The organism is Streptomyces sp. NPDC048604 (assembly GCF_043199435.1).
Classification (GTDB): domain Bacteria; phylum Actinomycetota; class Actinomycetes; order Streptomycetales; family Streptomycetaceae; genus Streptomyces.
In genome coordinates, this window is record NZ_JBICVX010000012.1 from 100,472 (window position 1) to 113,495 (window position 13,024).

Sequence of the window (13,024 nt, forward strand, 5' to 3'; positions counted from 1 at the left end):
CTCCGCTCAAGTCACCGGGAACACGAAAACGAACGACAGGAGCAGCACATGAAGCACCGCATCGTCGTCCTCGGCGCCGGTTATGCCGGGGCGTACGTGGCCGGAACCCTGGCCCGTCGGCTGTCCCCGGCGGACATCGAGATCACCGTGGTCAACGCCGAGCCGGACTTCGTCCAGCGGCTGCGGCTGCACCAGCTCGTGGCCGGACAGGAGGTCGAGGCTCCCCGGCTCGCGGACGTCTTCGCGGGCACGGGGGTGCGGCTTCGTCAGGCCCGCGTGACTGCGGTCGAACCCGAGCGGCAGGTCGTGGCGGTGGCCGACGCCGCGGGCGGCGGCGAGGTCGGCTATGACACGCTGCTCTACGCGCTGGGCAGCCACGGCGCCGACCAGGGCGTCCCCGGGGTGGCCGAGCACGCCTTCGACGTCGCCTCCCGGCCCTCCGCGCTGCGCCTGCGCGAGCGCCTGGACGGCCTGGGCGGCCTGGGCGGGCGAGACGGGAGCGGGCCGGCCGGGGGCCGGAACGTGCTGGTCGTCGGTGACGGGCTGACCGGTATCGAGACCGCCACGGAGATCGCAGAGTCCCGGCCCGCCCTGTCGGTGACGCTGATCGCCCGCGGCGAACTGGGCGCCCGGCTGTCCGACGGAGCCCGCGGCCACCTGCGCCGCGCCTGCGCCCGGTTGGGCATCACGGTCCTGGAGCACACGTGCGTCGAAGCCGTCGAAGCGGCGCGGGTGCTGTGCGCCGACGGCACCGTCCTGGCGTCCGACGCGACCGTGTGGACGGCCGGGTTCGCCGTCAGTCCCATCGCCGCCGAGAGCGGGCTGGAGGTCACCGAGGACGGTCGGATCGTCGTCGACCGCACCATGCGGTCGGTCTCGCACTCGAACGTCTACGCCGCCGGCGACAGCGTCCATGCCGTCGGCGACAACGGCCGGCCGCTGCCGATGTCCTGCGCCTCGGCCGGCTACACCGGCATGCAGGCCACGGCCGCGATCGTGGGACGCCTGACCGGTCGCACGGTCGCACACAACAAGCTGGTCTACGTGGGCAATCACATCAGTCTCGGGAGGCAGGACGGGATCTTCCAGACGGTCGACGGCGAAGGGCGGGCGAAGCCGAAGTACGTGGGCGGCCGGAAGGCCGCACGCTTCAAGGCGGGCATCCTGAGGATGTCGCTGTGGGCCAGCGCGCACCCGACGTTCGGCCTGCCCAAGCGCAAGCACCGCCTGGCTCCCGCGCAGTACGCCTCCGCAGAGAAGGCTGCCGCGTAGGGTGATCGGCGTGGACAGCACCGCCGCAGACCGCTTCGACATCACCCGGTTCGAGGCCAGCCGCAGCCGGCTGGCCTCCCTGGCCTACCGGCTGCTGGGCTCCGCCACCGACTCCGAAGACGCCGTGCAGGACGCGTTCTTGCACTGGCAGGCCGCCGACCGGCAGCGGATCAGGGTGCCGGAAGCGTGGCTGACCAAGGTCGTCACCAACCTGTGCCTCGACCGGCTCCGCTCGGCACAGGTCCGCCGCGAACGCACCGCCGGCGCCTGGCTGCCCGAACCGCTCCTCGACGGCGACCCGATGCTCGGCCCGGCCGACACCTTCGAGCAACGCGAATCCGTCTCCTTGGCCGTGCTGACGCTCATGGAACGCCTGTCACCGCTGGAGCGGGCGGTGTACGTCCTACGGGAAGCGTTCTCCTACCACCACGCCGAGATCGCCGAAATCCTCGACATCACCGAGTCCGCGAGCCAGCAGCACCTCCACCGGGCCCGTCGCCGCATCACCGCCGTGCGCCGCGGCGGGGGCGAAGCCGACCCGGCAGCCGCCCGCAGAATCGTCGAGGAATTCCTCGCCGCCGCCTCCTCCGGCCGCACCGAACGGCTGGTGGCGCTGCTCACCGACGACGCGACCGCGATCTCCGACGGCGCCGGCCTGGCCGCGAAGCTGCTGCGGTTCGACACTCCGCAGCGCATCGCCGCCGTTGCACGGGCCGGTTTCAAGCCGACCCCGGCGAAGCGTCGACTGGCCGGTGGCACGCCCGCCGTCCACTACGCGGTCGTCAACGGCGCCCCCGCCATCCTCTTCGTACTCGGCGACCAGGTCATCGGCGCCGTGACGTTCGACATCGCAGGCGACAAGATCGCAACCGTACGCGGCATCGCCGCGCCCGCCCGCCTCACCCACCTCACCGAAGCCTGGCGGCACCACGAACGGGACACGCCGCTCATCGCCGAGTGGTGACCGCGCGCACTGTGGGAGTGGCTACACGCTGCCGGTGTCATGGGCGCTGCCGGCAGCCGTCCACCAGGAGACCACTCGGGCGGCTGCCGCCTCCGTCGCCGACGGCAGAGGGGTGAGACCGAAGTGATCCTCGACGTGGTGCCTCAGGAACTCACCGAGCTCCGCCTCGTCGGCGCCGGCGCGGAGCCGCTTCAGCACAGGGGCGAGCATGCAGTCGTACTCGTCCGGCACTTCGTCGGCGACGCCGATCGGGTCCCACTCGTTGAGCAGAAGCCGCAGGCCCTTCAGGGTGACGTTGGTTCCAGGTCGCATCGCTCCAGCGTGCCACCCGGGAACTCCCGCCCATCACCCGCCCTCGTGGGACGGGCTCACGATTCTTCGGCGGCGGTGTCACCGGAGGGCATGGCCGACCTTCTTCTGCGGTACGCCACCACCCCGCACACCGCGAGGAGGAGACCGACCACGCCGGACACCCCGAGGGCCGGCTGCTCGTCGAAGAGCCTTCCCAGCACTTCGAGCAGGCCGAGGCCCGCGGTCGCGTAGATCATCGCCCAGGCCGCTCCGCCCAGGAACAGGGCGGGGAGGTAGCGCGGCAATGGCATGCGCATGCTGCCCGCGAGGAAGTTCGCGGCGGTCTGGAAGCCGACGGTCAGGAACGAGACGGCCACCACCGGCGCTCCCCACCGCTGGATCGCCCGCTCGGCGCGCAGGAACTTCGCCGAGGAGATCCGCCCGGCGAACCTGCTGCGCCGGGCGCCGGCGCCGGCGAGCCACCCGACCGCGAACGTCCCTCCGGCACGGAGCAGGACGATGACGTACAGGGCGCCTGCCGTGAGGGCGATCTCATCCACGGCGCCTCGTCCCGAGCTCCGGGCCGGAACCGGGGAATCCCGTCACCGGCATGGGCGGCCCGCCCCAGCGGACGTACGACGCGCACAAGCCCGGTCACCGTCTCTCACGTACACCCTGCCTCTGCCCGTTCCGTCTCATGGCTGCCACCTGCGACACGGGAACCCGAACCGGCACGCCCGCACGCCAGGCAAGGTAACCCTAACCGAAGGCGGATGCCAGGGTGCAGGGTGCCCGGCCACCGGCGGAACGACAGGCGCGATCGGTGAATCCGGTCGGCGCACCAACAGGCCGTTTCGGGCACCCTCGCGGGTACGGCCCTCGGCACGTCAGCCGCTCCCTCGGATGCGGGTGACGGCTGCGCTCGCGACGGCGCGGATGGCTTCGTCCGACCTCACACCGCCGCCGTGCCGCCACGGCGAGGCGAGCAGTGCGTCCAGGGCGGGCAGCGCGGGTGCGGCCGGGGCTCCGATCTCCCCCAGCAGTTCCACCGAGCGCTCCGCGACCCACGGGTCGCGGAGCCCGTCAGGGCACAACGCCGGCAGCAGCGCGGGGACCGCCTCGGCGGGATCGCCGGTCAGCCGCCACCATGCTTCGGCCGCGTGCGTCCGGGCCCGTGGTCCGACGGAGGCCGGCGCCGTCTGGGACTGCCGCAGGACGTCCCGTACGGCTTCCGCGTGGGCGTGGGCCATCGGCCCGAGCTCGGCGAGGAGGTGGAACGGGCTTCCCGTCCCCCGCCGCATCGCCGCGCCGATCACGGAGAGGGCCGGTTCCGGGTCGCCGGTGATGCGCCAGTGGGCCCACGCCGCGGTCGGGGCCCCCGCCCACGGCATCCCGGGCTCGGGCGCGCCGCCCGCACGGCGGGCCGGGCGGCCGTCCCCGAGTGCGTACGCGCGAAGCGCCGGCCCGGCGGCCCTGGCCGGGGGCCCGATCCGCCCGAGGGCGGTGGTCACCTCCCAGGCCCAGGGCCCGGACAGCAGCGGCAGCAATTCCGGGAGTGCCGGCGCCGCGACTGGCCCCCACGCGGCCAGGGCACGGAGCAGGGAGGACACTTCCGGGTCGTCGGCGCGAGCCTTGCGGAGCTGCGCGATGGCACCGGGCAACATCTCAGGCGCCCACTCGACGGGCACGGTGATCGGGACCGGCCAGTGCGAGAACCACCGATCCGGAACCCACCGCAACGCCCGCCGGTCACCGATGCCGATCAGGGCCGCGACCGCCCCGCGGACACCGGTCGCATCGGGCGACGGCCCGTCACGCAGCCATTCCACCAGGCGGTCGGCGTACGAGACGGCAGCGGAACCGGCGTCGTGGAGGGCCCGTGCGGCGGCGTCGGTCGTCGCACCGCCCGCCCACAGGCCCTCGACGACGGTCCCCCAGAGGCGCGCGGGTGCGTCTCGGCGCGTCGCCAGCCAGGTGCGGGCCGCGAGCACGGCGCCGGTCGAGACGGGCTTGGGCGGCGGCGGGGTCAGGGTCGCGGCCATCGAGGCGAGTTCGACCGGCTGGTCGACCAGACGTCGCACCCACGCCTGCGTCTCGTCCCATCGAGCCGCGCCCCATGGACGCCTCGGCCAGGGCTGCTCGACGACCTCCGCGAGCGCGCGACCGACGACGTGGCCGAAGCCGGCCGGCCAGGGAAGCTGCGACTGCGACGCGGCGCGGTGTCGATGGACGCGTTCTGCGGCGGCGAGCCGAACCAGGGCGACCGGGTGGCGCAACTCCTCGTGGTCGGGGTCGTCGGAGAGGTCGCCGGGCGCGAGGGCGGCGAGGGCGCGGAGCCGGGATGCGCGCGCGCTCGGATCGGCGTCGTCGGCGAGTCGGGACCGCAGGGCCGCCACGGTGCGGGCCGTCTCGGCGGGATCGTCGCCGGGGCCGAGCCCCCCGAGGAGCCAGGCCGTCATGGTGCGCACGCCCGGACGCGGATCCTCGACGAGACGCAGGAGCGTCGGCCGGAGTGCGAGGAAGGCGGCGTGGGCGGCCGGGCGGGGCGGGGAGTCCTCGATGCGGGAGGCGAGGACGGCGAGCAGGTTGACGGTCTCGCCGCGGTCCGCCCCGTCGAGCACGTCCCGAATCCGCTCCGCGGCCCGCTCGGCCCTTGCGCCCGCGCCGGCGTACGTCGCCTCGTCGACGAGGTGTGCGACCTCGATCTCCCGGACACCCACGGCTTCCCCCTCCGCCCGAACCTCCATCAGGTCCAGATCATCGCACCGTGCGAGCAGAGGAGAGCGGCCGGCGAGGGCCGGCGGCGGGGCCGTGGTGGTGCCCCCGCCGGGCCGACCGCGTCAGGCAAGACTCGGGGTCGTCGTCCGGGGCGGATCAGGGACGGATTCGGGGTGATCACCGATCGCCGACGCCCGTCGGAGACAGCAGAGTTGGGGTCGTTCGGCGAACGACCCACCTGACCTCACAGCGACCGAATCCGGAGCACTCCCATGCGACACCGCACCACCCCACTGCACCGCCTCGTCGTGGCCGGCACGGCCACGGTCGCCCTCACGCTCGGTGCGGGCGTCCCCGTCGCCACCGCCACCGACGCCGCGCCCTCCGCGGCCACGGCAGCCTCCCGCGCCCGCTCCGCCGGCTTCGACGCCGAACCGCTGCGGAAGCTGATCACCCCACTGCCCGGGTATCAGGCCGGTGCGCTTATCAGGGTCGACGGCCCGGGTCGCGGGCCGCTGTGGACCGGCACCGCCGGACCGGTGTCGGCCGACGCCCACTTCCGCATCGGAAGCGTGACCAAGGCCTTCACCCACACGGTCGCGCTGCAGCTCGTGGCCGAGCACCGCATCGGGATCGACGACCCGGTGCGGTCCCACCTGCCGGAGCTGATCCCCGCCGAGTACAGTGAGGTGACTGTACGTCAGATTCTTGATCACACCAGCGGGTTTCCGGCGCCCGCTCCGACCCCCACCCCGAAGAGCGGTCCGGGTTGGTGGCTCATGAGCGTCGCACCGGTCGACGGGGTACGGGATGCGTTCGCGCTCGCCGCCGCCGACGAGGCATGGCGGAAGTACCGGCCCGCGCCGGGCACTGTCCAGCAGTACAACGGGCTCAACACGCTGGTCGTCGGGCTGCTGGTCGAGAAGGTCACCGGCAACTCCTTCCGGGACGAGCTCGACCACAGGATCCTGCGCCCCCTCCAGCTGCGGCACACCAGCCTCCCGGCCGCCGACGACATCACCATCCCCAGCCCGCACGCGCGGGTGTACGCCGGATTGGACGAGGTCACCGAGCAGAGTCCCTACCCGTGGGCCGAGGGCGGGATGATTTCCACCGCGGCCGACCTCGACCGATTCCTGACCGCTCTCCTCGGCGGCCGGCTCCTGCCGCCGGCGGTGCAGAAACTGGCCTTCTCCGTCCCCGAGGTCCCCAACGCGCCCCAGAACAAGCACTGCGGCGGCGCCGGCGGCAACGCCTGCTTCGCCCCCGTCGGCCTGATGCGCCTCACGCTCGACAACGGCGTGACCGTCTGGGGCAAGACCGGTTCGCGCCCCGGATGGGAGAATGGCTTCTTTGCCACGCCCGACCTCAAGCGCCGTGTGGTGTACTCCCTGAACCCGAACGGGACGGGCACGGGCAAGGAGTACACCGACTACGTGCTGGCCATCGCCGGCGCCGCGTTCACGGGAGTCCCGCCGACCGCACCGACGCCGACCGCGCCGGTCGGCCCGGGCCACCGCGAGCCGTAGGCGGGGCAGTTCGAGCCTGTCGATGCATGCCTCAGGCACCGGTCGCGCGGGATACCCTGCGGGAGCGGCTCGACGGCACGACCGGCGACGGGAACCGGCGAGGCTGGATTAACGTCGACGTCAGGGTTGGGCAATGGCTGTCAGGCGGCAGCAGCCGGGTCGCTCCGAAGTCGCTGATGAGGAGGGGGACCCGTGTACTCCAGAAGCGAGAGCTACTACGACGGCAAGGGTTTCAGCAGGATGCCCGGGGAGAGTTTCACCGACTACGCGGGCTTCAGGAGGAGTCCGGGGGACGCCTTCACCGACAGCAAGGGTTTCAGCAGGCGGCCGGGTGAGGCGTTCTACGACGGCAAGGGTTTCAGCAGGAGGCCCGGCGAGAGCTTCTACGACGGCAAGGGCTTCAGCAGACGCCCGTAGCTCTGGCTGCGCCTGAGGTGACGCCGGGTGGGGGCAGCCGAGGCCGGGCCGGTGGCGGAGTAGGCGATCCCGCCGCCCGCCCCGTGAGGTGCTCCGGGGCGGGCGGTGAGACTTCGCGTGCGTGGGCCGGCCGTGGCTACGCGTGGCCGCTGTACGCGGCGCTGCACACCTTCCGATCGCCGGCGACGGCGCAGAGCTGGATGGAGACCTGGGTGTCCTCCCTCAGATCACCGGTGTTCCAGGGGCTGTAGTAGACGGCTGCGTGGCCGCGTGTGGTGGCGACGCGCCCCGTCACCGGGATGATCATGGTGGCTTCCATGCCCCAGCCGTCGGAGAGCCGGTCGACCACCTGAAACGCGTCGCCGGGGATGCCGGTCGACGTGATGGGGTCGGCGTTCCACACCATGGCGCCGGCGTAGGTGCCGTTGTTGTAGGCACCGATGGAGAAGCTTCCGTTGGAGGACACCGCGCTCTTCTTGAACGTCCAGTCCGCTGCCGCCGCGCCATCCGCTCCGAGCGTGAGGGAGCTTCCGGCGAGAACGGCGGTCGCCGCGACGAGTGTGAGGACGCGGTACTTCAGGTTCTGCCTCAGGTTCAGTCTCAACGTGTTCCTCCGAGTGATTCGACTGTTGCGCCCGGCTGTTCGGCAGGGCTGCTCCGTATAGACACCGCCGCGCGCGAGAATGTGACAGCGCCGCGGAAGGATTCCTCGTGCGGGCCGGTCAGGGTGCTATGACGGGATCGCCGGGTGCCCCGGGCCGCGGGCGTGCCGCTTCAGCGGGTCGTGGCCTTGGCGGTCTCGCGGGAGACCAACGCGGGGTGGTGGGTGTCACGCCGCTGGGCCGGGCGGTCGTCGGGGCTGTCCGGCCGGTCGGAGGCAGCGTCCAGCACTGTCTGGATCTTTCGGGCGAAGGCAGGGCCGGGCAGGGGCAGTTCGCTGTCGGGTTCGCGGAGGTAGCCGATGGCGACGGCGGTGGGCATGTACTCCATCAGCTCGGAGACCACGGCGGAGCGGGGCCGGTTGGCCTGTTGAGCGAGATTGCTCAGGACACGCACGATCGTGGCGGTGGAGGCCTTGTCCTCGTGGCACAGGACGACCGGGTCGTCGTCCCAGCGGATCGTGGTGCGTACGCGAGGGGCCGGCGGCCCGTCCTCGTCGGTCTGGGTGTGCCACCATCGGGCGGCGTGCGTCTCGCCCAGAGCGAGGTGGTGCAGGTAGAGGCAGTACGCGGCGCCCGGCTGGCCGGCACCGGCGGCGTACTGCCACCAGAAGCGGGCGGCGTCGTCGGTGTCCGTCAGTTGCAGGACGCACGCCAGGACCAGGGCACTGTGGGGTTCGGGTACCTGGTCGGTGACGAAGGCGGAGACGGCGGTGGCGGGGGTGTGGCGGATCAGGGTCTCGCACAGGGCGCGCAGGTCCTCGGCAGCGCTCGCCGAGGAGGCCGGCGGACGGCCGGACTGGGCATGGCCCGGTGTGCCCGGGCCTGCGCCGAACGGGCCCGGGGCGAACGGGGAATGGCCGGTGCGATACCGATCGGTGGGGGACTGTCCGGTCGATGCGGTCTCGCGGGGTGCGACGGTGTCGCGGGGAACGGCGCGATCGTGGACGAGCAGCGCCCTGGCGAGGATGTCGTCGAGCATGGTCATGGCGTGGCTCCTCCGGTGTCGGGCAGCTCGATGGTGTCTTCCAGAAATCGTTCGGCGTGGCGTTCGTTGGACCGGACGGCGGCCAGGGGGATGCCGAGGAGGTCGGAGACCTTCTCGGCGGTGAACCCGCACAGGCGCCGCAGCACCATGACGTCGAGCTGGCCGTCGGGCAGGCGGCTGATCGCCGTGAACAGTTCCAGGGTCTCGGCCAGCTGCGCCATCTCGCCTTCGGGGGAGGGCTGTTCGCGGAGGGCTACGGTGTCGAAGGCGGCCCCGGTCAGCTGGGGCCGGTGGTCGCGGTGGTCGGCCTTGGCCTGGACGGTGGCCCGAAGGATGTCCCAGGCGTAGCGGCGGGTGTCGGGGCTGGCGAGGGCGTCGCCGAAGGACAGCCACAGGATGGCGAAGGTGTCCTCGATCGCGGCGTCACGGGTCGCCGGGTCGGGCAGGAAGGCCCCGGCGTAGCGGCGGTAGCCCGCCGTGACCATGGAGCGCAGGGCACCGTGCTCCAGCGGAGGCCCGGACGGGGCGGTGGTGACGGTGCCGGCGGTGTTCTCGGTGGACCGTTCGATCCAGTCCCGGGTCTTGCCGGCGTCCAGGGCGGCCTGCTTCCACAGGCGGTGCAGCGGCCAGCCGGGGATGTCCAGTTCCTCGGCCAGACGGTGGATCACTTCCCAGCGGGGGTAGTGACCGATGCCGCGCAACAGCTCGGACAGTTTGGACTTGGCCAGCGGGATGCGCAGGCTGAGGTCGTTGAGGGTGCGTCCGCTGGTCAGGTAATGCTCGCGGGTCGGATCCAGCCAGGCGCGGTGGGCGCTGCCGACCGTGGCCGCGATGGGCCCCAGCTTGCGGCCCGGGCGCAGCGGGACGGGTTCGGGGGCCGGTCCCGGTGTGGTGAACGACGTCGTCACGGGGCGTCGTCCTCCTTGTCGTTCGCGGCCGCGGCGCGCTGACCGACGGTCGGTGGGGTCTGCGGGCGGGCGCCGTGCAGGACCTGGGTCACTGTCAGGCCCAGGACCGGGGCAGCCACGGCGATGAGGGCCGCGTGGCCCGTCACCGCCATCACCACGCTCCAGCCGAACACGACCGACGTCACCAGCGTCAGCGCCGTTGCTGCCGCCATCCTCTTCCTGTCCATCACCATTCCTTGGTGTAATGCCGCAGCCATCCGGAAGGCCACGCCGAGTAGGCCCCTTCAACAGGCGGGTGCCGATCCGCCGGTGAGGGAGCATCAGCATGGACCGGCACGGGCTGATCACGCGACGTGATCAAGGAATCACGGAACATTAGGAGTCGTGGACGGTCAGCCGAAAGGCCGGAACGACCGTTTCCGTGCACGTAGAAGCACACAGGGTAGGCCGTGCGGGCGAAGTTCCCGGTTTTCCTTGCATTCCTCTCGGGGACCCCCTCATATGGAGGCGGTACACCTCGGTGTCGCCCTTCCATCCGGAAGAGGCCCGGCCCCCGTGCCGAAGTAGGGGGACGGCCAACTCGTTGCCGCCCGGCCTGAGATAGAGGCCGGGCGACAACGGGCACCCCGCGCAGGGGATGACGACCGTAGCGCAGACAACTGACAGCGCCCCCACCCCGGCCCGTTCCGCCCACCACGCCGTAGGTCGCGGCCTGACGTGGCGACACCATTCCTCGCCGGAATCGGTCCCGTCGGTGAGCCCCAAGCCCTGTCCTGACGGCGGCGGACCGGATTCACTCCAGCTGTCACGAGGTCGACCTCGGCAGCGGAACCTGTTCCCGCGCCGGCGGACGAGCCGTTGCCGGCCGGACGCCCGTACGCGGTGACTCACCCCATCGGGTACTTGCGCTCGCATTCAGTCACGTGTGCAATGAAGATCGTAACGCACTGTAGCGAGACGGTTGGTCGTCCAGGCCGAACGAGGTGGTCCGCACGTGGTCTCCAGAGGGCTCAGCCGCGCTCGTCAGGGCGCATGGGCAGGCTGGCAGGTGACGGTGAGTAATGTTGGCGGCGAAGGGAAGCCGTCACTCCTGGAGCTTCTGAAGCCCCGTGCCGTCCCGCATTCCAGCAAACCCAGCGTGCACGCGGGCAAGGGGGTGACGCGGGGCAAGCACGGCAACTTCGACCAGGGCACGGCCGGGCTGATCGTCCGGAAGATCGGAGGGCAGGGGCGGTACATGCTGACCTGCGCGCACGTCCTCGGAGTGGCGCCGCTCGGTCAGGAGGTGGCGGATTCCAGGCTGGTGTACTCGCCGAAGCTGAGCGAATGCTGTGAGCTCGAGTGGAACAACCCCATCGGGAACGTGGTCCGCGAGACCCTTCAGCCGCTGAAGGACGAGGCCATCCAGGCCAGAGTGAAGATCGGCCAGGTCCACTTCGCCGTGGACGCCGCACTCGTCGAGTTGGACGCCCGGACGAACACGTCGAACGAGGTCCCGAAGATTGGGAAGATCACCGAGGCGCGTGACCTGATCGCGGAATGGCGGCTCTCCGAGTCCGAGCCGACGAGCTCGTCCGAGGGAGTCTCGCCGCTGCCCGCCGAGCGCCAGATCCCCGTGCAGAAGTACGGCGCGAAGACCCAGCATTCGCGCGGGAAGATGGTGGCGCTGAGGCGGGTGACGACCAAGGAGCTCAGCGGCGGTCAGGTCGTCGTGGGACAGGCATGGGTCTTCGAGATCGAGGCCGTGCCTCCCCCCGGGCAGGAGCCGGTCTCCGAGTACCGGCTGGACATGCTGCGGTACGAGACCGCGGATCCGACGATGACCCCGCAGAAGATCAAAGCGCAGTTCGACAATTCCGGGCTGAACGTGTCGGTCGGCGGCACCGCCTCCGAACCGACGCTGATCGTCAGAGGCAGGCATTTCTCGCTGCCCGGGGACTCGGGCGCACCCATCGTCGACGACAGCCGCAGGGTGGTGGGCATCCTTGCGCAAGGGGTCAAGCAGCTCGTCCTCGTCAAAGGCAAGAGCGAGCCGGTCGAGATCCTCACCGCGCGGTCTCAGGGCATCTTCGTGGGAGCGGCCTTCAAGCTCCTGAACACCGAACTGCTTCCGCCCGGCCTCACCACGGGCGGCGGCGCGGTCGCCGCCCCGGGCATTGCGATCAGCCGCGGCGGGGAGCCCGTGGACCCGTCGGCGCTCCATGCCGCCTGGACCACCCTGGAGGCCGGCGAACCGGGTCGCCGGCTGGGCGGACTGGTCCGCCGCCACATGGCCGAGGTACGCGATCTGGTGCATCACAATCGTCGCGTCATGGTCACGTGGCACCGCCACAAAGGCCCGGCGTTCGTCAACACCGTCCTCCGCAACGCCGCACAGCCGGCCTGGTCGCTGCCCACGGAGATCGACGGGGTGCGGCCGGTGGACACCCTGCGTGCGATGCGCGATGTGCTGATGGCCGAAGGCAGCGCGACCCTGCGCGCCGACATTGCGGCCCATCAGGAGCACGTACTGGATCTGGCGCACCGTGCCACCTCACTCCGTGGCCTGCTGAGCCTGTCGGATTCCCCGCGGCCGCCGATGGTCCGGATCGTCAACTCCCGCGGTGTGCCGGGTGTCGCCGGCGTGCTGGTACGCGATGCGGCCGGTGCCCACCATTTGCTGGCCAACCACCATGTGGTCCTGGGGGCCGGAGCTCAGGAGGGCGACACCGTCCGGGCGCTACCGCCGTCCACCGACGGCGAGGGCCCGGCCAGGCCCGTCCGGCTGGGGCGTGCGCGGCGCGGCCGTCTCGGCACCGTGCATCACGACGACGAGGAGTACTTCGTCGACGCGGCGCTCATCGAACTCGACCGGTTCCAGGACCTGCCGGACTGGTTGCGGCAGGCGCTCGCCGGTCCCTGGCCGACGGCCGTCGCCCGCCCTGAGCCGGGCGCCCTGGTGTGCAAGGACGGACCGGCCACCGGTCTTACGGAAGGCACTCTCCTGGACGTGGCCTACCCCGACCGGCCGTTCATCGACGACCGCGAGTTCGCGGCACCGGGGCAGCTTCTGGTCGGGCCCCGGGATCCGGGGCGGAACTTCTCCGCGCCCGGCGACTCGGGAGCGGCACTGCTGGATGAGCGGCAGCGCCTCGTCGGACTGATCTGGGGAGCCACCGCCGCCGGCGACGGTGTCGCCTGCCCCATCGCACCGGTGCTGGACTGCCTCGGCGTCACACCGGTCGCGTCGGCCGAGTACGCCGGAGCCGCCCGCGTGGACCCGGGCCGGGAGGAGTGAT

General features: G+C 71.8%; 12 protein-coding genes. 5 read left to right on the forward strand and 7 right to left on the reverse strand.

The annotated features are described in order from the left end of the window. Positions 1–48: 48 nt before the first annotated feature. Both ACGFMM_RS24280 and ACGFMM_RS24285 read left to right on the forward strand, forming a co-directional pair. Positions 49–1,272, forward strand: a complete 1,224-nt coding sequence (locus ACGFMM_RS24280) for an NAD(P)/FAD-dependent oxidoreductase (protein ID WP_393648522.1) — start codon at positions 49–51, stop codon at positions 1,270–1,272. Positions 1,273–1,282: 10 nt separating this feature from the next. Next, on the forward strand, positions 1,283–2,236 hold the full coding sequence (locus tag ACGFMM_RS24285) for a sigma-70 family RNA polymerase sigma factor (protein ID WP_393648523.1): 954 nt from the start codon (positions 1,283–1,285) through the stop codon (positions 2,234–2,236). Between the two features lie 21 nt (positions 2,237–2,257). On the opposite strand, the gene ACGFMM_RS24290 is transcribed toward ACGFMM_RS24285, so the two are convergent. From ACGFMM_RS24290 to ACGFMM_RS24300, 3 genes are all read right to left on the reverse strand, one after another. After that, on the reverse strand, positions 2,258–2,548 hold the full coding sequence (locus ACGFMM_RS24290) for a hypothetical protein (protein WP_393648524.1): 291 nt from the start codon (positions 2,546–2,548) through the stop codon (positions 2,258–2,260). Between the two features lie 56 nt (positions 2,549–2,604). Next, the gene (locus tag ACGFMM_RS24295; protein WP_393648525.1) at positions 2,605–3,087 is read right to left on the reverse strand and encodes a DedA family protein; all 483 of its coding nucleotides are present in this window, start codon (positions 3,085–3,087) and stop codon (positions 2,605–2,607) included. Between the two features lie 327 nt (positions 3,088–3,414). Then, positions 3,415–5,247, reverse strand: coding sequence for a HEAT repeat domain-containing protein (locus ACGFMM_RS24300; RefSeq protein WP_393648526.1), 1,833 nt, complete (start codon positions 5,245–5,247; stop codon positions 3,415–3,417). 270 nt (positions 5,248–5,517) lie between these two features. Between ACGFMM_RS24300 and ACGFMM_RS24305 the strand changes: the two genes are divergently transcribed. Together ACGFMM_RS24305 and ACGFMM_RS24310 are read left to right on the forward strand one after the other, a co-directional pair. Beyond that, positions 5,518–6,774 (forward strand): serine hydrolase domain-containing protein, encoded by a 1,257-nt coding sequence (locus ACGFMM_RS24305; RefSeq protein ID WP_393648527.1) that lies wholly within the window; start codon positions 5,518–5,520, stop codon positions 6,772–6,774. 192 nt (positions 6,775–6,966) lie between these two features. Next, positions 6,967–7,191 (forward strand): hypothetical protein, encoded by a 225-nt coding sequence (locus ACGFMM_RS24310; RefSeq protein ID WP_393648528.1) that lies wholly within the window; start codon positions 6,967–6,969, stop codon positions 7,189–7,191. 136 nt (positions 7,192–7,327) lie between these two features. Here ACGFMM_RS24310 and ACGFMM_RS24315 read toward each other — a convergent pair whose 3' ends face one another. The 4 genes from ACGFMM_RS24315 to ACGFMM_RS24330 form a co-directional block, all read right to left on the reverse strand. Continuing rightward, positions 7,328–7,795, reverse strand: coding sequence for a hypothetical protein (locus ACGFMM_RS24315; protein WP_393648529.1), 468 nt, complete (start codon positions 7,793–7,795; stop codon positions 7,328–7,330). A gap of 170 nt (positions 7,796–7,965) precedes the next feature. After that, positions 7,966–8,838, reverse strand: a complete 873-nt coding sequence (locus ACGFMM_RS24320) for a hypothetical protein (protein ID WP_393648530.1) — start codon at positions 8,836–8,838, stop codon at positions 7,966–7,968. Next, positions 8,835–9,746, reverse strand: a complete 912-nt coding sequence (locus ACGFMM_RS24325) for a sigma-70 family RNA polymerase sigma factor (protein WP_393648531.1) — start codon at positions 9,744–9,746, stop codon at positions 8,835–8,837. The genes ACGFMM_RS24320 and ACGFMM_RS24325 overlap by 4 nt, the downstream gene beginning before the upstream one ends. Beyond that, entirely contained in the window at positions 9,743–9,973 is a 231-nt protein-coding gene (locus ACGFMM_RS24330; RefSeq protein WP_393648532.1) for a hypothetical protein, read from the reverse strand. Before ACGFMM_RS24330 ends, ACGFMM_RS24325 begins: the two co-directional genes overlap by 4 nt. 911 nt (positions 9,974–10,884) lie before the next feature. Here ACGFMM_RS24330 and ACGFMM_RS24335 point away from each other — a divergent pair. Next, entirely contained in the window at positions 10,885–13,023 is a 2,139-nt protein-coding gene (locus ACGFMM_RS24335; protein WP_393648533.1) for a hypothetical protein, read from the forward strand. Position 13,024: the final 1 nt, after the last annotated feature.